The following is a 19,455-nucleotide window of genomic DNA, read 5'->3' as shown; positions in this document are numbered from 1 at the left end:
GCGCTACGCTAGTGTGCGCGCCGTTATGTATCGCCACGGCGGGGTGATGCCGATGTGAGGTGGGCGCGCCGGCTCAGTGCTGTTGGAGCGATGCCTGCAAGGCGGTGGCCAGTGCAGCGTCTCCGGATACCAGGTCCTGCCAGCGCAGTGTGATGCCTTTGCGTCGCCCCTTCTCAACCAGCTTGAGGCCGTCAGGGGCCACGGTGAGAGTGTAGGGTTGGCCGTCGATGTGCAGTTCGCGGCGCAGTGGCTTGTCGAGCGGGGTCATCATCGTTTCCTCGCTGAGGCGGAAGCGCGACGTGGCTGGATCGATACGTGACGATGATCACGGATGTGCCAACGCCAGGGGAAATCAACAGCGCGGGTGATGCCGATGCGGGGCCCGACCACTGGATCCTCCGGCGGCGGCACGCCGTCGCTGGCGATGACAATGCCGTGGTTGCCGGTCACCAGATCAGCGCCGTCGAAGCTGCGGTCCAGCCCGAAGGCCTGCGAGAGCTTGCCGGGCCCGCTGGCCAGATCGTGGTCGCGGCGCGCGGCGGGACGCAGTTCGCGCATGCGCTCCAGGCCCACCAGCGGCTCGATGGCCCGCAGCAGCACCGCCACGCCTTCACCCACTTCGCCGCAGACAACGTTGCTGCCCCAGTGCATGCCGTAAGTGAAGTAGACATACAGGTGGCCGGCCTCGCCGAACATGCTGGCCGTGCGCGGGGTCTGCCCACGATAGGAGTGTGCGGCCGGATCGACACTGCCCGCGTACGCTTCGACTTCAACGATGCGACCCGTTCGGCCATCGTCACGGACCAGAAGTTTGTTGAGCAGCTCGGGCGCAACCTCAACGGGCGGGCGCCGGTAGAAGCTGCGCGGGAGGATCTGAAGAGCGGCGGGCAACCAATCCGGCACGGTAGAGGCAGTCTCGGGCAAACGGTGATGGCACTGTGCCACCAGACAGGTGAAACGGGCGCAGACGCAGTGTCATTCCTGTGCAGGCGGAGCGGCCAGTGCCGCGCGCCGGGAGGCATAGACCTCGGGCGTCTGCGGCTTGATGAACAATGCCACCAGCTCCGGATACTCGCGCTTCACGGCTGATTCGATGCGGGTGATGCACGCCTCGATCTGCGGTGTCTTCCGGTCATCCTCGAACTCGGCGCTGAGCATGGCCACGACCTGTTCAGGGCCCATCTGCATGGTAGTCACGCCATTTGCGCGGCGCAGGTCCGGATCGGTTTCCGCCACGGCCATGATCCGCTCGGCCACGGCCGGGTGGGCCGGCTCACCCACCAGCAGTCCCTTGGTTTCGCGTGCGAGAAGAAAGGCGGTGGCGGCAAGCACGCCGGCGATGCACAGCGACGCCACACCATCAAGCACCGGCATGTCCAGGACCTGGGCGGCCACGAGCCCGATCAGTGCGAAACCCAGGCCCAGCAGGGCCGCGCTATCCTCCAGCAGCACGGTGAAGGTGGACGGGTCCTTGCTGCGACGGAAGGCTTCGAAGTAGCCCAGTTTGCCCTTGGTACGCCGGAACTCCCGTAGCGCGACCCACCATGAAGCCCCCTCGAACAGGATGGAGATGCCCAGCACGCTGTAGCTCAACGCGTGGTTGGTGGCCGGCTCCGGCCGGCGGATGTGCTGGATGCCCTCGTAGGCCGAAACACCGGCGCCGGCGGCGAACACCAGCAGGGCGACGATGAAGCTCCAGAAGTACAGCTCGCGGCCGTAGCCGAACGGATGCACGGGGTCTGGCGCCTTGCCGGCGCGACGCAGACCGTACAGCAGTAGCACCTCATTGAGGGTGTCGACCAGCGAATGCACGCCCTCACTGAGCATGGCCGAGCTGCCGGAGATGCCGGCAGCAATGAACTTGGCGATGGCGATGGCCAGGTTGCCCGCGAGGGCGGCGTAGATGACCAGACGGGAACCGGTGGGAGCAGACATCAAGGCAAGGGGGAGGGCAGGTGGATGCCTGATCTTCCGGACGGGCATGTCCCCGGGATGTGCAGGTGTCCGATGTGCCGGGGCCGGGCAGGGCCCAACTGCCGCTGCGATCAAGCCGGTTAGACGACGGGACTGCGGACGCCAGGCCCTACGCTTGGGTCAGTCGTCGTTGCCGATCCTGTTCGAAGCGACGTCAACTATTTTTCCATGACCTGAAGAGACGTCGATGAATCGCAAACTTTCCTCGCCGATGCCTGACCCTACTCCCCGCTCGAACGGTGGAGAAGTGCCCGTCTGGTACGCCCTTATCAGTCTGGCGCTCTGCGCTACCGTCGCATCGATCTCCAGCACCCTGCTGTACATTGCGGGTCGCACGCTTGTTGCAGTGGCAGGTGCAGCCCCGATCGCAAGCTGGGGACGCCCGGGATACGGGCTGCTGATCGTCATGGGATTCCTTGCGTTGGCGTCCTGGTACTTCAAGGCGAGCGTGAAGGCCGCACAGAAGGTTCTGCCGGCCCGCTTCTTCATCTGATACAGTCATTTCGGCCCGTGGTGCCGGCCAGCGGCCGGCACCACCGTTCAATCCGCCATCACGCGCCCAATTGCATCGGCCAGCAGGGCGCGTACCCGTTCCGGTGGCAGGTCGGGATCGCGCACGGCGCGCATGGCCAGGCCTTCTACCAGCAACCGCAGCAGCAGGGTGCGGCCGGCAATCTGCTCTTCGTCCAGAACCCGGCCAAGGCTGGCATCGCGCTGGCGCAGCCAGGCATGGATGGCGGCGCTGGTCTGCTTGTCATGGGTACGCAGCACACCGGCCAGCTCCGGATCGCGATGGGCTTCGGCATTGATTTCCGCGTACAGCGCAACGCTTGCAATCGCATTGCCGTGAATCGGCAGCACTTCACCGCGTGCCCATTGCTGGTAGCACTCCAGTAGCCCATCGACCAGGTCGGAGCCAGCAGGCATAGCGCTGATCGAGGCCTGGTCGTGGCGCAACTGGCGCTCGATCAGGGCCAGGATCAAGGCGCGCTTGTTGGCGAAGTAGCGGTACATCAAGCCTTGGCTGATCTCGGCCTCTGCGGCGATATCGCCGATGGAACCGGCATGGAAACCGCGGGTGATGAAGCACTTCTGGGCGGCGTCGAGGATGCGCCGGCGCTGGGCCTCGGCATGGGCTGCAGCAGGATCTTCGGCGGTCGGGGCTACGGCGGGTTTCGGCGTCATTGCGTGAGGTCAGGGCGTCCAGAGGCGGGATAGTACGTCACAAAAGGTGTGAATGAACGGTCATTCATTTGTAATTCCCGCCTCCCAGACTGCGCCGGCCTCCTCCTTCCGCGAATGAGTCCGATGCGCCACGCCACGCTGCACCGCCCGTTGTTCACCCTCGCCATCGCCGCCGCTCTGCCGGTGCTGGCCCATGCCGAAGACAGACCGGGCGCCGACGCCAGCGCGTCCGCCGATGCCGCACGCACCGTGGTCGCCCTCGACCAGGTGATGGTGACCGCCCAGAAGCGCGCCACCAACCTGCAGGAGACGCCGATCTCGGTGTCGGTGGTCGATGCCGAAGCGCTGAAGGATCGCAACGCGATTTCGCTCGGCGCCCTGTCCGATGGCTCCATCCCATCGCTGCGGGTCACACCGTTCGCCACCCGCAGTTCCGCACTGAATATCGGCATTCGTGGCATCGGCGCCTCCGGCGACGCCAACCAGCCGGCGCGTGATGCCGGCGTCGGCATCTACGTCGATGGCGTGTTCATGGGCCGCGCGCAGGGCCTGGGCAGCATGCTCTACGACGTGGAGCGCATCGAAGTGCTGAAGGGCCCGCAGGGCACGCTGTTCGGCCGCAATACCGAAGGCGGCGCCGTGAGCATCGTGACCAAGGCGCCGACCGGCGAGTTTGGCGGCAGCGTCAGCGCCGGGGTGTCCAACTTCAGTGGGTACAACAGTGCGCTGCACCTGGACCTGCCCAAGGTGGGCGCTGTCAGCTTCAAGATCGACGCCGTACAGGCCAAACGCGGCGGCACCACCGACAATCCCATGCGCGGCGAGCGCGACTTCAACAGCTACGACAAGCGCGGCGCACGCCTGAGCGCGCTGTGGCAGCCGAGCGATGACTTCTCGCTGCTGTACGCCTTCGACCGCTCCTACGATGCCACCACGCCGTATCACACCCAGGTCCTGGTACCGGGCGCCTACCTCAGCCCGCTGCAGAAGGCAGGCGCCAGCCAGGACCGCCGCGACAGCGCCATCCTGGGCGGGCCGCAGGAAGACAATATCGGCCGCACCAGCGGCCATCTGTTGAACCTGTCGTGGGCATTGAATGACAACCTTGAGCTGAAGTCGATCAGTTCCTACCGCGAGCTGACCCAGGGCCAGTTCGACATGGGCCTGGTCGATGCGATCTCGGCCTATGGTGGCGCCGGCACGCCGTTCGGCCGCTACAGCCTGGCCCAGGTCTACCAGCACCAGTACAGCCAGGAATTCCAGCTGATCGGTAACACCCCGCAGGTGCAGTTCCTTGGCGGTGCGTTCTACTACCACGAGACCGCTGGCGACAATGCACAGACCCCGAACATGCTGGTGTGGGGGCCGGGTGGCAACAGCTACACGGTGAACCCCGCGACCAATCCGCTGGATCTTTCCCGGGTGCGTATCGACCGTGCCAGCAAGGCGTGGACCGACAGCCTGGGCGTGTTCGGCCAGGCCACGTGGACACCGGAAGCACTGCAGCGCCTGCACCTGACCGCCGGCGGTCGCTACACACGTGATGACAAGAAGGGCAAGCTGTACATCGTCAACGGTGCCGCCACCAACCTTGCGTTCAAGGACCGCTGGAGCCGCTTCGACCCGATGGTCAACATTGCCTACGACCTTGGCGAACACGCCATGGTCTATGCCAAGTACAGCACCGGCTTCAAGGCGGGTGGCGCCAACTCACGTTCGACCAATTACGCGGCCTTCGGTCCGGAGGAAGTGACGGCCTATGAGCTGGGCTTCAAATCGCAGTTCTGGGACAACCGTGCACGCCTGAACCTGGCCGTGTTCGATTCGACCATCGCGCACAAGCAGATGGACTTCTCGCTGCCGTTCGACCCGAACAGCGGTGAAACACGCACCACCATGGTCACCACCAACGCACTGAGCGATGGCAAGTCCCGGGGTGCGGAGCTGGAATTCAACGTGATGCCGTTGGACAACCTCACCCTCGGCCTCAACTACGCCTACACGAAGATCGATGCGCAGACAGCAACCGACCCGTTCGGCGCTGGCGTGCAGGTGACCGTGCAGCCGCTGCTGGCACCGAAGAATGCGGGCAGCCTGTCGGCCGACTATCTGGTGCCGTTCGCCAACTTCTCGGCACTGAAGTTCCATGTGGACGGCAACTGGTCCGACGGCTACTACACCAGCGAGTACGACCAGATGCTCACCGACAGCTCGTTCGTGGTGAATGCACGGGTGGCATTGGTGGATGTGCCGGTCAACGGCACCGGCACCACGATGTCGTTCTCGCTGTGGGCACGCAACCTGCTGGATGAGCAGCACCTGTTCTACAAGATCAACAGCGCGGCGCTGGGCCAGAGCGGCATCTTCAACGACCCGCGCACCTTCGGCCTGGATGTGGCCGTCAACTTCTGATTCGACCGGAGAACCCCATGAAGACCCGCCATACCGAACTCGCCCTGGCCCTGATGCTGAGCCTGCCGCTGGCCGCGACGGCTGTTGCCGCTGATGCGCCGCAGGCCGTCGCCGCGAAGGCGCCCGCCGCTGCCAACGTGAAGCCGGTCGCTGCCGATGCGCAGCGGGTGATTCCGCTGCAGGGCGCTTGGAACGTGCGTACGTTCGCCGGCCTGCAAGGTCGCCACGGCCCGATTCCAGCCGATGCGTTCGTGCGTACCGCTGATCTTGGGCGCCTGACCGAAGCCGACCGTGACGCTTTGGCTGCCGCTGGCGTGAAGCTGGACATCGATCTGCGCACCGCCGATGAGGAAGCACAGTCGCCGGACCTGCTGGCCAGGGACGTCCGCTTCGACTACCAGCGCATCTCGCTGATGGGTACCGAGAAGATGGACCTGCAGAAGATGATGACCAGCTTCCCGGATTCGCTGGGCGAAGCCTACGTGCAGTGGCTGGGCCACAGACAGCCGCAGTTCAAGCAGGTGTTCCAGCGCATTGCCGCGCAGCAGGACGGTGCGGTGCTGTTCCATTGCACGGCCGGCAAGGACCGCACCGGCATCATCGCCGGGCTGCTGCTGGACCTGGCCGGCGTGCCCAAGGCCGAGATCGTGCACAACTACGCGATCTCCGCGCATTATCTGGAAGGGCAGCCGAAGGACAGCGCGATGAACGCGCAGATCATGGCGCTGGTCAAGCAGAACCCGGAGATCGGTCGCAAGATGGCGGGCATGGCCGGTACCGCGCCGGACAACATGGAGCAGTTCCTGGCAGCGCTGCACAACCAGTACGGTGGTGCGGAGGGCTACCTGAAGTCGATCGGGGTCAGCGAACAGGAGATCCAGCAGCTGAAGGTGCGGCTGGGGCAGGCCGGCTGAGGCTGGCCGTGGCCAGGAGGGCTCCCACGCAGCGATCCGCAGGTGGGTCCACGGGTTCCACATCGGTCTCGACCGGTCGTGGACCGAGGCCCACACCAGCTACATCATTTCGACCGCCGCCAGTTTGCAGGTGGCCAAATAGCGGAACGCGATCGAGGCATTTCCCGGCGAGCTGGCTCCCTGGCCATCCTGGAAGGTCGCCAGCACCAGGCTGCCATTCAATTTTGCTGCAAGAACCGCCGCGTACATGGCTTTTCCACCTTCTGTAGCGGTATCAATCCAGATCATGGCGTGATCGCAGGAGCAGCCGGTCAGCGGCACTGTCATGCCGAAGCCGGCGACGCCCTGCGACGGAATCAGGCCCGCGACTTTTCCGATGACGTTGCACACCTTCTGGGCATGGGCGGGGCCCGTCGTGGAGGCTGCCGCCATGGCGACCAGAAGTACCGCAACTGCTCTCCGAATGCGCTGCATGAACCTGCTTCCTTGTTGGGTTGTGCAACAGCGTAGCGCAGGGCGGAACCGCTGTCCGAGGTTTTTCAATCCCCGTCCGGCTTCACCCTCACCACCCGTTTCCGGTACTCGTACACGTTGTCACCGCGGATGCGCTTTTCCTCGGTGCCGGTGACCCGGCCCACCTGCTGGTCCGAACCGGTCACGGGCTGTGCCTCGATTTCGGTCTCGTGCTCGAAGGAATGCGATTTATCGGTGTTGCGGTAATAGCGGTACAGCGCCCAGTACAGCGCGGTTGCGCCGGCTGGACCTGCCGCCAACAGCCAGAGGCCACTGTCGTCGCTCATGTCGATGCCACCAGGAAGGCAATTGCGAGGGCTTCAATGACGGTGCCGGTGGCCAGTGCCGCCAGCAGCATCTTCCATTGCTGCACGGGCACGCTGCCCATGGTTTCGCCGGTACGGCCGTTCACTGCGATGTAGTGCAGCATGCCGCCGTTCTTTCCGGGCTGGTGGTAGGAGTACAACCACACCGGCAGGTACATCGACACCCAGCGGGTGCCATGCACCTCCAGCTGTTCCTGCTCCCAGCGCACGCCACGGTTGTAGCGCTTCACCGAACCTTCCACCTGCGCGCGGGCAATCGACAGCAGCTGGTCTTCCAGCCGCGGCCGCAGCTTTTCCACATCCAGGTTGCGCTTCTCCGAAGTAAAGCCGGCCAGATAGGACGCGTTCCACTTCACCGCGTTCTTGGTATCGAACGGCAGGATGGTGTTGATGATGTTGTTGGTGTTGGCGCGGATATCAAGATTCCCGCGCTCGGCCGAGGATTCCAGCGGCAGGTCATCAACGGTGAAATCCACCTGGCGCTCCACCTGGTAGACATCGGCATCGTACAGGGTGCGCTTGTTCTTCTCGCTGCCCACCGTGTACTCGCGCGTCTTGATCTCGCCCTTGCCGGCCACGGCCGCGCTGACATTGCTGTCGACGATCATGTAGGGCAGGAACACGCCCACCACGTTTTCCGGGGTGAACTGGTCCTTGAAGGCCTTCAGCGCGAACATGCGGCGTTTGTCGACGAACTGGCGGATGCGCGCGACCGCGTCGTCCTTCTTGATATGGAAGGGCAGCACCGCATCAGGCACCGCGCCATTGCTGATCTGTTCGTTGACGCCGAACACGTGGCGGCACCAGTGGCAGCGCGCCGTCATCGTGCTTTCGGTATTGACCGTGACTTCGGCGCCGCAGCCGGTGCACTTGAACGTCATCAACGCCGAGGTGTCGGCATCGATGTCGCGTGCGCCGGACGCGATGACGGTGCCGCGCAGCTGGTCGATGGCCTCGCCCAGCCCGAATTCCTCCTCGACCCGCGCGCCATGCCATTCGTGACGGCAGTACAGGCAGACGAGGATGTCGGTGCCGGCCTTGGGCCGGATGTCGGTGGCGCCGCACTTCGGGCAGCGGTTGAGGCCGTCCTTCAGCTCGCTGGCCGAGGTATCGATGGCCACGGGATCGGGCGCTTCCACTTCATCGCGGATGGCCTGCGGCAGCTTCGAAGTGTCCAGCGGGAAGCTGCCGGGCAGGGGGGGGGCGTCCTGCGGCGAACCGGGCCCATCCAACGACGCCGCCGGCAGGGGCGGCGGCGTCGCGGGCGCGGATCCGGGCAGCGGCGGTGGGCCGTTTCGGGGATCGGACATGTCGGTTGTGCGTCCTGCTGTTACAGGCCCAGTGCCTTGGCCTTGAGCGCGTCGTAATCGCTCTGGGTGATCAAGCCCAGGTCCAGCATTTCCTTGGCCTTCTTCAGCTTGGCGACCGGATCGTCGGCAGCCGGGGTGGCCGGCTGCTGCATGCCGCCGACACCGAACATGCCCGAGGCCATGCCGACACCGACCAGGCCCGCCGCACCGCCGTTCTCGCCGGCCGACTGGATGCCCTGGGCGACGCTGGCCTGCAGGTTGGAATTGCCGCGCGAACCGGACAGCGCATCGGCGCGCTGCACGGTCTTCAGCAGTTCGCGGGTGTTGGCGTCGTACTCGATCGAGACGATGGCGGTCTTGACGATGGCCAGGCCGCGGTCGGACTTCCACTGGTAACCCTGCTCGACGGCGGCCGACAGGCTCTGCGCGAAGCCCAGCGAGTCCTGCTGCAGCTTGGTGATGCGGTTGCCCTTGCCCGGATCGTTGGTATACAGGCTGAAGGCCGGGGCCAGCGAACCGACCACTTCATTGAACAGCTGGCTGGCAGCGGCGTTGTCCAGATCGGTGAAGTCGAACACCTGGCCCGGCCGCAGGTAGCTGGCCGGTACGAAGTTCTTCACGAACAGGATCGGGTCGACGATCTTCAGCGTGTACGAGCCGCGGGTGATCGCACCGACCTGGGTATTGAGGAAACCGTCGTCCCAGTAGATTTCCGACTGGGTGCCGAAGCGGTTGTCCGGCAGTTCCTTCAGCGAGACGAAGTAGGCCGCCTGCTGCGCGCCCGGCTGGCCGCCGAACTTGAAGCGTTCCCAGCTCTGCTTGATGAAGGTGCTGACCAGGCCGTCGCCGGCGAAGATCGACTGCGAGTTCAGGTCGTCCGAACGCCATTCGTAGCCACCCGGTTCGGCGACGAATGCGGTGATCGCGCCGTCCTGGAACAGCAGCAGGCCGTAACCTTCGGGCACGATGATTTTCGAGCCGTTGGTGATGATGTTGGACGAGCCGCTGGTGTTGGAGCCGCGGCCGGCATTGGTGCCCTGCGGCACCGCCGCGAACAGGGCGGCCGTGGACGGCAGGCCCGCCGGCACGGTGTAGAAGTCCTTCCACTGGTCGGCCAGCACACCGCCAACCGCACCCTTCACCGCCTGTACCAGACCCATGTCCAACTCCCTGTGATTCGAGGGCAGGCACCATGCCTGCCGAGCTTGGCTGAATATAGCAGTGGCCGGGGGCGGCTGTGGTGCCGGCAGGTGAATGGGCGCCACGGGGCCCCGGTAATAGTCCGGACGTTGATTCCGCCGCCGACTCCGGGCCTAATCGGAGGAGGGGCAATGACGTCCCAGCCGACGCTGTGTCGGGCCTGGTCAAGGAGGGTGCAGAGCATGCCGCGCTACAAATCCGAGGAACGCAGTGCACAGTACTACGCACTCTTCGAGCCGACTGACATTCTGGAAAATGGGCGCTGGAACCTTGACGCTCCGGTTCTGATTGATGCGATGCCCGTCGCATCGGCCGAGTCATTTGCTGCGATGGACGAGGCGCCGGATAACGTCGACTTTCTTCTGCTGAGCGTCGACGCGCGTGAGGTTGAAGACTACGAGCTGAGCGATGAAGAGTATGCGCGTGGCGAAGACGCTTGGTACCTGATCACTCTTTCCAACCGCAACTTCGCCGGCGCCATCTCTGTGCGGACACTTCCAATTGGTGATGGCTCTGGTGAGGGAAGTAGGCGTGAAAGACTCTACATGTCCGTGCAGAAGGACGAGACAGGACGCGCGGCGACCTCGAGCAATAACCTGCGCTCCTTTCTGAGTGAGGCTGCCGAGACGTCGCAGGTCGAGGCAGCGCTTCGTAGCGTCGATGTGTCGCTGCATGGCGTTGCGGTCTACGACGTCGGGCAGGCCAACTTCAATGCCCTTGTGGATCAATACGAACATCCTCGTCTTTTCTTTGATTTTGGCCGGCCCATATACATAAAAGGCTTCAGCTCTCCAGCATTGGATAACTTCAATCCTCTGGTCTTCAGCAAGTCGTGGAAATCCAACGAGCCAGTGGTCCTGTCTCATTTGGATCAGGATCATTGGCACTTCGCATTCAAGTCTGGTGTGGCTCGCTGGGACAAGAGCAAGGGTGCCTGGATAGTGAATCCTGTATACCGTCGTACGGCTCGGGAAAGGCCATGGGTTGTCCGCTTGCCGCCATCGACGGTGGCCCTGGGTGCAAGTCACCTCCACCTTCTTTTGTCTCTCAAAAGCAGGAAACTGGCTGGAGGGGCGAGCGCGCTTCACATCTGGAACAGTAATTGGCCGGATATCAGTGTTGGCTCTGTGGTGATCCATCGATGCAATCCGGGCCCGAATACGCCCAACACGCCTGCATATCTGAAGAACAACACTTCCCTGGCGCTAAGAGTGGAATCCGATCATGCGCGCGTTCTGCTGACCGGTGACGCTGACTATCCATCCATTCCGTCATCTGCCAAGCAGGATCTCACCGGAATGGTAGCTCCTCACCACGGCGGTGAGGTTACTGCGAACAGCACGCCAGCAGGGGTCGGCCCAGGTCGAATGGTATTTTCAACATTCAATGGTGCGTATCCCGGCAATCCATCCTCCCAATCATCGTCAGAAGCTCAATTGGCTGGCTGGATCGTGACACAGACCAATTGGCGCTCCTATTGCAGCAGATGCCAGAAGCAGCACGGGCATAAGTACATACCTTTGCTCGCAGCTCCACCTCGATGCGGCTGTACCCACGTGGAACATGCGCAGATATGCCTGCCCACAGGTCCGTGACACTTCAAGTGCGCCCTTACAACATGTACGGAATCTTGAACGCCAACGTGAAGTCCGGCGCATCCGGGGTCAGCCCGATGCCCAGCAGCGTCACCAGCGTGGTGTGCTGGTTCAACGCATAAGTCACGCCCAGGTTCAGGGACGCCGCATTGGCATCACTGCCGATCACCTTCATCCACTTGCCGCCCTGGAAGCGGGTGGAGGCGCGGGCGCTGATGCGGTCACTGAAGGACAGGCTCAGGCTGGTCCGCTCGTTGAATGCGAAGGCCACGCCTGCGCCGAAGTACACCGAGCCACCCAGCTTCACGTCGCCCGGGTTCACCGTGTCCGGATTGCTGTCGATGTCGTTGAATCCGCGCGGGATGGAGTGCACATAGCCGATGTTGGCGAACAGGATGGCCGGATCGGCGGTCTTCACCATCGACAGGCCGAGGTTGGCCTGCCATACACCGTTGCCGGTGGGTTGCTCGCGCGGCACGGCGAAGCGGATGTAGTCATCGTCATCGCGCTCGATCACCTTCCAGTCCAGGCCGTAGGGTGCGCGCCCGGTGGGGGCGGTGACGCCGGCCGTGAGCACGGTCTCCGGGCGCCAGCCGCGTTCGCCGAACAGCCGGTAGTTCGCGCTCAGGCCAATGTCGCCCAGGCCGTTGCCGTTGGTCTGCTCCTGCGCGATGGCAGCTGCTGCACCGCCGGCGCCGCCTTTCTGGTACACGGTGCGCCGCGCCAGGTAGGGCACATCCAGGTTGAGCGTCAGGTTCGGGCTGACGCCCCAGCGGGCCGCCACGTTGTAGGTCAGCGAGTCGGACTCCACGTTCTCGATGGCGATATTGCCGAGGAAGATCGCGTCCAACGCGAGGAAGCCGTTGAGGGTGAGCTGCTTGCGGTCGTAGCGTGCGTAGGTGAGGCTGTTCTCGATGGTGAAACGACGCGAGAACAGGGCCGATTGCTGCTGTTTCACGTCGTCCACGCTGCGGCGCGACTCCTGCCTGGCCTGTTGTGCTTCTGCGGCGGAACTGGCGTAACCCTCGCTGCTCGGTGGAGCCGCGGCGGCCGCTGCCTGCGCTAATGGCGCGGCCGGTGGGGTCGAGGCTGGGCCAACCCGCCCGCCCAGGCGCGCCTGCATGGCCTGCACCTGCATGTCCAGTTCGCGCAACCGCCGCACTTCCTGTGCGTAGTTGGCCTTCAGCTGTTCCAGCTGGTTGGCCAGGGCCTGCACGTCGGCGCCATCGTCCGGCGTCGTCGGTGCGGCAAGGGCGGTGCCCGCCAGCGCCGCCAGCGCCATCGGGGTGATCCTCATCAGGGTGTGCATGTTCGTGTCCTGCGTTGTGGAGCGTCTCCCCCAATGCCGCGCCGTGCTACTGGCCCGGCCCCATGCCGCGGTTCAGCGCAATCGCCTGGGCCACGTTCTGGCTCAACGGCAGGTTGCCGCCTACGGTGTCGCGTACCAGTTCCAGCCGCAGCTGGTTGCTGGCGATCTGGCCGTCACCGGCGAGGGCGATGCCCTGGCCGACGCTGCCATTGCGGATCCACTGCTGTACCAGTCCCTGGCCGTCCACCTGCAGCAGCAGGCGTGCCTGGTTGCCTTCCAGCACCGCCGTCGCGCTGGCGCCGCCCTGCTGCGCACTGACACTGCCTGCGCCATCAGAAAGAGCCGCCGGCACGCCACCCCCGCGAACCGTCAGCGTGGTGACGTTGCGCGCGAGATTGCCATCGCCGGCCACCTGCACGCTCTGCACCAGACCGCTGGCGTCGGCCAGGCCGCTGCTGTCGATGCTGCGTCCGTGGGTATCGGGCAGCGGCGCATCGGCTGCCGTGACATGCACGCTGGGCTGGAAGCTGAGTTTCGGCGCGCCACCGCCACGGAAGTCCATGCCCAGGGTCAGGCCGCCCTGCAGGGTCGTGCCGTTGCTGGCCTGCCACTGCGACACCATGGTGACCCCGAACCAGGCGACGTTGTTGCCGCCCACGGTGTAGCGCCCCCGCATCAGGCCCAGCTCCGGATCGGGGATTTCCGTGAGGCCACGCCCGGTCCTGCCGTCGGCGGCCTGCAGGGGCAGGGCAGGGGCCATCAGCAGCAGAGCCATCCATACGTGTTGGCGGAACATGGTCATACCTCCTCAGAACAGGTCGGCGTGGCTGAAGCCGAAGTCGACCAGTTCGGCATCGGTGATCGGCCCTTGCCGCGCGAAGAGCGCGCGGGCACTGGGCCGTTCGCTGGGTTGCAGAAGAGCGGTGTTGCGATCGAAGTCGCTGCCGATCACCACGAAGACCGCGCGCGATGGCCAGGCGGCCAGGAACTCCGGCAGCGCCAGGCTGCGGTTGCCGAGGATCGGGTCAGCCACTTCCACGATGCCGTTGCGCACCTGCTTGAGCACCACGAAATGGCGGAAACCGCGCACGTCCATCAGCACCAGTCCCGGCACGCGAAGGGTGCGCAGTCGTGTTTCATCGATGCGGTAGCCGCGCCCACGCATGCCCAGTGACTCCACGTAGCGCTTGATGTCGAGCAGCGAAAAGCCGCGTTCGGCGACCAGCGCCGGATCGGATACCCCCATCATCCCTTCGATGACCGTCGCCTCGTCGGTGTCCAGGTGGTAGGCGTGGCGAAGGATGGTCGCCAGCGCCGCAGCCCCGCAGCTGTAGTCGGTGTGCTGGCGTACCACGTTGCGGTAGCGCCGCTCCTGCATGCTCTCCACCTTCTGCTGCAGCAGCGCTCCATTGGGCAGTACGCCACTGAAGCGCACGTCGCCCGCCCACGCAGGAACAGTGGCCAGCAGCAACAGGCAGGCCAGCAGGCACATCGAAAGACGGCAACGGATCATCACAGTCTCCGGCAGCAGGGGGGAGCCCCTGCCCCAAGGGGGAGGAGGGACAGGGGCTCCCGGGAACCCGGCCATTGGCGGACGGCCGGGGTGTTGCGCTTACTCGCCGCTGCCACCACCGCCGCCGGTGCTGGGCTGGGCGACTGCCAGGGCCAGGCTGTTGGCCTGCAGGTTGCCGGTGCCGGAAGCCACGTTCACGCCGATGTTGCCGGAGGCGCCGGAGAAGGCGCTGCCCGACAATGCCGAGGTGTTGATCGCGTTGACGTTCACCCAGCGCGTGGTGCTGACCGTGCCGCTGAGGCTGGCATACAGGTCGGCCACGCCCAGTTCGACGAACTGGCTGGTGCCACTCTCACGCGTATCGAAGCCCAGGCCGCCCACCCCCGGCCGGTTGGGGTTCATCGTGGCGTTCTGGATCTGGTTGTCCAGGTCGATGTGGCCGGTGCTGTTGCCACCCGGGTGTGGCAGCTCGCCACTCCAGGTATCCAGATAGTAGTTGGCCATCTGGTAGGCGTTGCCGGTACCGCGGTAGGTGCCCGCGCCATAGGCCAGGGTCAGGCCACTGACGCCGCCACGCATGCCGACCTGCACGGTATCGGTGTAGGACTGCACGAAGCCGGCGTTGCTGACCGTGTTGCCGGTGGAGACCTGGTTGGAGCTGATGCTCGACTGGGCCACCGCGGTGGTCGCGACCGAGGCCGCGAGCGCGTTCTTCTGCTCGTTGTTGTTGCCCGAGGCGATGTTCACGCCGATGTTGCCGGAGGCGCCGCCAAAAGCGTTGCCGCCAAGACCTGCGGCGTTGGTGGCGCCGGAGTTCATGGTCGCGTTGCCGAAGCCGGCCTGGTTGACGAACACCTCGGCGTCGGCCATGCCGAAGCTGAAGGACGCATCGGCAGCGGACAACGACGCGGCATTGTCCTGGGCATTGTTGTCGCCGGAGACCACGTTGAAGCCGAGATTGCCCGATGCGCCGGCACCCACGCTGTCACCGATGGACGCACTGTTGGTGACCAGGCTGTTGCTGGTGGCGTTGTTGCTGATCGACTGGCGGTTGTCGATCACGGCAATGGCCGCCGAGTCGAGGTCGATGTCGCCGGTGATGTTCGGATCGCCGGAGAAATTGATGTCGGTGCTCAGCCGCAGGTCCTTCTCCAGGTTCACGTCGACGCCGTGGTTGTTCTTCTCCTTGCGTTCGTCGGCCTGGATGTTGCTGTGCTTCTGCACATTGACGTTGACGGTGCGGTTGCGCACGTCGTTGTCGGTGTGGTTGTGCGTATCGTTCCGGGTTTCGCTGACGGTGTGGTTGTGGTTGATGTTCGCGTTGGCGTTCTGGTTGTCCCAGCCATTGGCCGCAGCGGCGGTCGAGGCAGTGGCAATCGCCATGGCGAGCATGGTCTGTTTGACGGTCGCTTTCATGGTGCCCTCTCTCTCATCAGGTGGTGCATCGGTTGGGTGGTTGTCACGGGCGGTCCTGCACGACCAGGCCCAGTACGTTGGCCGTATCGTTGCCGTTGCCCGCGATCTGATTGAGTTGCAGGACCCCGTCGAATCCCCGCAGCGCGGTGCTGGCTACACCGGCGCTGCGGGTGCCCGTCGCGACGCCGCGACCGGTGTCGTCCCGCCCCCCTGCCAACGCGGAACCCTCGGCGGCCAAGGCCGTATCGTCGGTTTCGCGTATGCCCTGTCGGGCCAGCGTCGCGCTGACGACGTTGAGCGTCGTGTTGGCGATGCCGCTGGCCTGGTTGATGGATGCGATGCCACTGGCACCGGCCAGCGCGTCACCGCCAATGAATGCAGTGGCCCGCAGCGGCCCGGACAGCACGCGGTTGCCCTGCTGCAGTTGCCGCGCATTGATCGCCACGTCGGCGCGATCGCCCTTGGCGATACCCCGCAGGTTGGCCTGCACATTGAGGTCGCCGGCGGCCTGGTTCACGGCGATGGCGCCATTCGCCCCGGCCAGTGCGTGGCCGTCGATCCGGGCCACGTCGAGATAGGCGAGCATGCCGCTGTAGTCATCGGCCCGGGTCGCCGAGGGCGCGGCAGCGAGCAGCAGAAGCACGCCGTGCAGGGGCTTCATTTTCCACCTGCCGGGGCCGTGCCCTGCAGCGGGAACTGGGCCAGTGCGCCGCGCACGGTATCGGCGATACCGCGGGTGCTGCTGCCGACCGCACCGAGCGGCCCACTCATGGCGCCCCCCAGGCTGCTGCCGACCATGCCGTCGCCACTGCGGCCCAGCGTGCCGCCCAAGGCCTGCTGGGTGACCCGTTCAACGGTGGTTCCGCCCGGCGCCGCGATGGACGCGGTCTGGCCGGCGCCCATGCCGGCATAGTCCTCATCGCTCAACTCGTCCATGCCGGTCGTCGTCCCGCCGACACCCAATGCAGCGGCGATCTCGCGCTGTGGCTTCGGGTCGGCTATCAGCGCCATGCCCGGTGGTGCCATGCGATAGGCCGGCCGCGCGGAGACGTCCCGCAACAGGACGATTTCGCCCGGATGTGCCTTCACGCCCTGGCGGGCGCCCGATGCGGACGCGTCGGCGCCAACCGACAGCAGGGCTGTTGCCAGTGCTGCGGCCAGGCCGCGAATCAGGGTGGTGCCGTCCATGCCGATCTCCCGCGATGGGTGCGGCGGAACCACGCATCAACCGTGCCAACTTCGAAGTGCCCACCCGCCAACGTCGTGACCGTGCAGCACCTGGCCGGGCTGCTGCCATGCTGTTACAGGCACGTCGCGGAATTGTCGGGATTTCGAAGCCCCAGGCACCGCAGGGCAAGGGCGGCGGGCGACTGTCGCATCGGTGTTACAGGTGGCGTCGCCGTCTGCTACGGTGCCGCTTCAGCCAGGAATTTCTTGACGCACTGCTCATTGCGCCGCCGTTTAGGGAAGCGCTAGGATCCGCCCAACAAAGGCCACCCCGGTGGCCGTAGAGGTCCCGGCGGGGGGGCGGCACGCCGGTGATTGCCTGACAGTCCGCCGACGGTGTCCGGATGCTGGGGGAAGCATGGCAGCGGTCCCGGAGGCTTCTACGTCACGTTGCGTGCTCTGGTTTGGCGAGCCGCTGGCAAACGAGCGCAGTGCGCTGGCGGCAGCGGGCTGGTATGTGCGCAGCATCCATCCCGATCCCGCCATGGCGATTGGCCTGCGTGGGCGCGATCGTTTGCTCGCCGTGCTCGATCTGCGCCATCTCGATGCGGTCGCGCTGCAGCTGCTGGCGCCGTGGATCGAGCAGCACCAGCATCTACCCTGGCTCGCGGTACTGCCACCGGGTGCCGGACCCACATCGCCGGCTTGGCTGCCGTTGCTGCAGCGATGCTGCGCGCGCTTCACGCTGCCGTTCGGCCTGCAGGACCTGGTCTGCGCAATGCGCCAGCAGTTCGACGCGGATGATCCGCCTGTCGACGCAACCTGCGGTGGGCACGGACCGCACGCGCTGATTGGCGAAAGCGCCGCGTTGCATGCGGTGCGCACGGTGCTGCACAAGTTTGCGCCGGTGGAGCTGCCGGTGCTGGTCACCGGTGAAACCGGTACCGGCAAGGAACTGGCCGCACACGCGCTGCATGCGCTGTCGGGGCGTGCCGGCAGGCCTTTCATTGCAGTGAACTGCGGTGCGATTCCGGCCAATCTGGTGCAGTCGGAGCTTTTCGGTCACGAACGTGGCTCGTTCACCGGTGCCGACAAGCGGCAGATCGGCGTGTTCGAATCGGCCCATGGCGGAACGGTGTTTCTTGATGAGGTGGGCGATCTGCCGGCAGAGGCACAGACCAGTCTGCTGCGCGTGCTGCAGGAGGGAACCTTCGAGCGCGTGGGCAGCAGCCAGCCGCTGCGCGCAGACGTACGTGTACTTGCCGCGACCCACGTCGAACTGGAACACGCGGTGGCGCAGGGGCGGTTCCGCAGCGATCTCTACTACCGTCTGAATGTGCTGCGCCTGCTGATGCCACCGCTGCGTGAGCGCGGCGCCGACGTGCAGCTGCTGGCCGAGCACTTCCTGCGCTGCTTCCGGCTGCGCCACGGCGTGCGTGCACGCGGCTTTGCACCGGCCGCAGTGCAGGCCATGCGGCGCTTCGACTGGCCCGGCAACGTACGCGAACTTCTCAACCGTGTGCAGCGTGCAGCGATCATGGCCGAAGGCGAGCTGATCAGTGAGCGTGACCTGGAGCTGGGCGCATCGGCGGCGGTCCTGCCAGCGGCGATGCTGCACGATGCACGGGGGCAGGCCGAGCGCGATGTGCTGCTGCAGACCCTGCGCCAGACCGGCTACAACGTCTCCGAGTGTGCGCGGCAGATGCAGATATCGCGGGTAACGGTGTATCGCCTGTGCCGCAAGCACCGGCTGGAGCTGCCTGCGCAGCGCTGATCAGCCGGCCGCGAGGTGCTTGAACAGGCGCAACGGCTTGCCCGTGACGCGCTCGATCACGCACTTGGCTTCCAGGTCCAGCTGCACGGCCTTCAACCACCAGCCAGCGGTGGCACCCGCCGGGAACAAGGTGGCGGGCAGATGTGGCAGCAGTGCCTGTTTTGCCTGCGCAACGGTCAGGCCGGGCGGTTGCGCAGGCAGGGCCCGCAGCAAGGCGTGGCGCATGGCGAGATACTTGGCCCGATCCACGCGCTGGACGTGCCCGGGCGTGGTGATGCTCTCGATCTCGATCCGCTCGGGCTCAGACATGGGTATCTCCCGCGACCTCGATGCGCGGGCTGCGGAAGCCCATGGCGATCCACGCCTTCATCAGGCGGGCGTAGAACCGCAGCGAGTGGGTCTTCAGGTTCGGCACATCGTCCGGAAGGACAGACGGGTCAGGAAGATCACTGACCATCGTCCGCATCTCCACGGCGGGTCTTGTCGACGCCGGCCACAACAGGCCATACAGGCTCAGCCAATGGCCACCGCTGAACTCCAGGAACAGCGGTGTATTGCAGCATCCCGCCACGACGCGGCGGCTGCCGCCCCTGCTGGACAACCGCAACGCGCGCAGCATGGCATGTCCGGCATCGATGCTGACGCGATCCTTGCGGTGCATTACGAAGAGCGTCTGGCCGTGCGTGCCCAGGACGTCCGGTGCTCGGGGCATCGACTGCAGCATGGCGCCGGCCTTGCGGCAGCTGTCGCAGCAGCATTCGACGGTGGCAATGGGTTGGCCCGTGGCGGTCAGGCGCACCTGGCCGCAGGCGCAGGCAAGGGACTGGTGTGAGGCCATCTGCGTTTT

At 65.3% G+C, this 19,455-nt stretch carries 21 protein-coding genes; 5 read left to right on the top strand and 16 right to left on the bottom strand.

Annotation, left to right across the window (positions count from 1 at the left end; translation table 11 throughout):
• Positions 1-73 precede the first annotated feature (73 nt).
• The 3 genes from AC5P9P_RS12685 to AC5P9P_RS12675 all read right to left on the bottom strand — a co-directional run bounded on the left by AC5P9P_RS12685 (position 74) and on the right by AC5P9P_RS12675 (position 1,935).
• Positions 74-268: a hypothetical protein gene (locus tag AC5P9P_RS12685; protein ID WP_049433525.1), complete on the bottom strand. Its 195-nt coding sequence runs from the start codon at positions 266-268 to the stop codon at positions 74-76.
• Entirely contained in the window at positions 268-903 is a 636-nt protein-coding gene (locus AC5P9P_RS12680; RefSeq protein WP_111108911.1) for a DNA-3-methyladenine glycosylase, read from the bottom strand. Before AC5P9P_RS12680 ends, AC5P9P_RS12685 begins: the two co-directional genes overlap by 1 nt.
• 72 nt (positions 904-975) lie before the next feature.
• A complete protein-coding gene (locus AC5P9P_RS12675) occupies positions 976-1,935 on the bottom strand; it encodes a cation diffusion facilitator family transporter (protein WP_049433524.1) in 960 nt (319 codons plus the stop codon).
• A 226-nt stretch (positions 1,936-2,161) separates the two neighbouring features.
• Here AC5P9P_RS12675 and AC5P9P_RS12670 point away from each other — a divergent pair, with 226 nt between their 5' ends.
• Positions 2,162-2,467 (top strand): hypothetical protein, encoded by a 306-nt coding sequence (locus AC5P9P_RS12670; protein ID WP_141097846.1) that lies wholly within the window; start codon positions 2,162-2,164, stop codon positions 2,465-2,467.
• A gap of 47 nt (positions 2,468-2,514) precedes the next feature.
• On the opposite strand, the gene AC5P9P_RS12665 is transcribed toward AC5P9P_RS12670, so the two are convergent.
• The gene (locus AC5P9P_RS12665) at positions 2,515-3,159 is read right to left on the bottom strand and encodes a TetR/AcrR family transcriptional regulator (RefSeq protein WP_033834270.1); all 645 of its coding nucleotides are present in this window, start codon (positions 3,157-3,159) and stop codon (positions 2,515-2,517) included.
• A 123-nt stretch (positions 3,160-3,282) separates the two neighbouring features.
• On the opposite strand from AC5P9P_RS12665, the gene AC5P9P_RS12660 reads away from it, so the two are divergent.
• Together AC5P9P_RS12660 and AC5P9P_RS12655 are read left to right on the top strand one after the other, a co-directional pair.
• Positions 3,283-5,571 (top strand): TonB-dependent receptor, encoded by a 2,289-nt coding sequence (locus tag AC5P9P_RS12660; protein WP_495232829.1) that lies wholly within the window; start codon positions 3,283-3,285, stop codon positions 5,569-5,571.
• Positions 5,572-5,588: 17 nt separating this feature from the next.
• Positions 5,589-6,485, top strand: a complete 897-nt coding sequence (locus AC5P9P_RS12655) for a tyrosine-protein phosphatase (protein WP_033834268.1) — start codon at positions 5,589-5,591, stop codon at positions 6,483-6,485.
• A gap of 99 nt (positions 6,486-6,584) precedes the next feature.
• Here the strand turns inward: AC5P9P_RS12655 and AC5P9P_RS12650 are convergent, their stop codons facing one another.
• From AC5P9P_RS12650 to AC5P9P_RS12635, 4 genes are all read right to left on the bottom strand, one after another.
• Positions 6,585-6,959 (bottom strand): hypothetical protein, encoded by a 375-nt coding sequence (locus AC5P9P_RS12650; RefSeq protein ID WP_033834267.1) that lies wholly within the window; start codon positions 6,957-6,959, stop codon positions 6,585-6,587.
• A 65-nt stretch (positions 6,960-7,024) separates the two neighbouring features.
• Positions 7,025-7,285: a hypothetical protein gene (locus AC5P9P_RS12645; protein ID WP_033834266.1), complete on the bottom strand. Its 261-nt coding sequence runs from the start codon at positions 7,283-7,285 to the stop codon at positions 7,025-7,027.
• Positions 7,282-8,634, bottom strand: a complete 1,353-nt coding sequence (locus tag AC5P9P_RS12640; RefSeq protein WP_495232828.1) for a TFIIB-type zinc ribbon-containing protein — start codon at positions 8,632-8,634, stop codon at positions 7,282-7,284. The genes AC5P9P_RS12645 and AC5P9P_RS12640 overlap by 4 nt, the downstream gene beginning before the upstream one ends.
• A 20-nt stretch (positions 8,635-8,654) precedes the next feature.
• Entirely contained in the window at positions 8,655-9,794 is a 1,140-nt protein-coding gene (locus AC5P9P_RS12635; protein WP_005409782.1) for an SPFH domain-containing protein, read from the bottom strand.
• A gap of 222 nt (positions 9,795-10,016) precedes the next feature.
• On the opposite strand from AC5P9P_RS12635, the gene AC5P9P_RS12630 reads away from it, so the two are divergent.
• Entirely contained in the window at positions 10,017-11,429 is a 1,413-nt protein-coding gene (locus tag AC5P9P_RS12630; protein WP_152907130.1) for a ComEC/Rec2 family competence protein, read from the top strand.
• A gap of 16 nt (positions 11,430-11,445) precedes the next feature.
• Here AC5P9P_RS12630 and AC5P9P_RS12625 read toward each other — a convergent pair whose 3' ends face one another.
• From AC5P9P_RS12625 to AC5P9P_RS12600, 6 genes are all read right to left on the bottom strand, one after another.
• Positions 11,446-12,738: a transporter gene (locus tag AC5P9P_RS12625; RefSeq protein ID WP_043033388.1), complete on the bottom strand. Its 1,293-nt coding sequence runs from the start codon at positions 12,736-12,738 to the stop codon at positions 11,446-11,448.
• Between the two features lie 46 nt (positions 12,739-12,784).
• Positions 12,785-13,534, bottom strand: coding sequence for a hypothetical protein (locus tag AC5P9P_RS12620; protein ID WP_049403785.1), 750 nt, complete (start codon positions 13,532-13,534; stop codon positions 12,785-12,787).
• Positions 13,535-13,546: 12 nt separating this feature from the next.
• Positions 13,547-14,251, bottom strand: a complete 705-nt coding sequence (locus tag AC5P9P_RS12615) for a C39 family peptidase (RefSeq protein WP_049403758.1) — start codon at positions 14,249-14,251, stop codon at positions 13,547-13,549.
• Positions 14,252-14,350: 99 nt separating this feature from the next.
• Entirely contained in the window at positions 14,351-15,667 is a 1,317-nt protein-coding gene (locus AC5P9P_RS12610) for a FapB/FapC family functional amyloid domain-containing protein (RefSeq protein WP_495232827.1), read from the bottom strand.
• Positions 15,668-15,710: 43 nt separating this feature from the next.
• Positions 15,711-16,328 carry a FapB/FapC family functional amyloid domain-containing protein gene (locus AC5P9P_RS12605; protein WP_111172331.1) on the bottom strand — a complete coding sequence of 206 codons (618 nt, stop codon included), beginning with the start codon at positions 16,326-16,328 and terminating at the stop codon, positions 15,711-15,713.
• Positions 16,325-16,855 (bottom strand): FapA family amyloid fibril periplasmic chaperone, encoded by a 531-nt coding sequence (locus tag AC5P9P_RS12600; RefSeq protein ID WP_049403756.1) that lies wholly within the window; start codon positions 16,853-16,855, stop codon positions 16,325-16,327. Before AC5P9P_RS12600 ends, AC5P9P_RS12605 begins: the two co-directional genes overlap by 4 nt.
• A gap of 397 nt (positions 16,856-17,252) precedes the next feature.
• Here AC5P9P_RS12600 and AC5P9P_RS12595 point away from each other — a divergent pair, with 397 nt between their 5' ends.
• Entirely contained in the window at positions 17,253-18,608 is a 1,356-nt protein-coding gene (locus tag AC5P9P_RS12595; RefSeq protein ID WP_033834260.1) for a sigma-54 dependent transcriptional regulator, read from the top strand.
• Here AC5P9P_RS12595 and AC5P9P_RS12590 read toward each other — a convergent pair whose 3' ends face one another.
• Positions 18,609-18,917 carry a DUF6958 family protein gene (locus AC5P9P_RS12590; protein ID WP_049403754.1) on the bottom strand — a complete coding sequence of 103 codons (309 nt, stop codon included), beginning with the start codon at positions 18,915-18,917 and terminating at the stop codon, positions 18,609-18,611. It lies immediately after the preceding gene.
• Positions 18,910-19,446 (bottom strand): GFA family protein, encoded by a 537-nt coding sequence (locus tag AC5P9P_RS12585; protein WP_049433513.1) that lies wholly within the window; start codon positions 19,444-19,446, stop codon positions 18,910-18,912. The genes AC5P9P_RS12590 and AC5P9P_RS12585 overlap by 8 nt, the downstream gene beginning before the upstream one ends.
• Positions 19,447-19,455: the final 9 nt, after the last annotated feature.

Source organism: Stenotrophomonas sp. YJH_SMC_14-1 (genome assembly GCF_059372275.1).
This window is presented reverse-complemented; position numbering and strand designations above follow the sequence as displayed.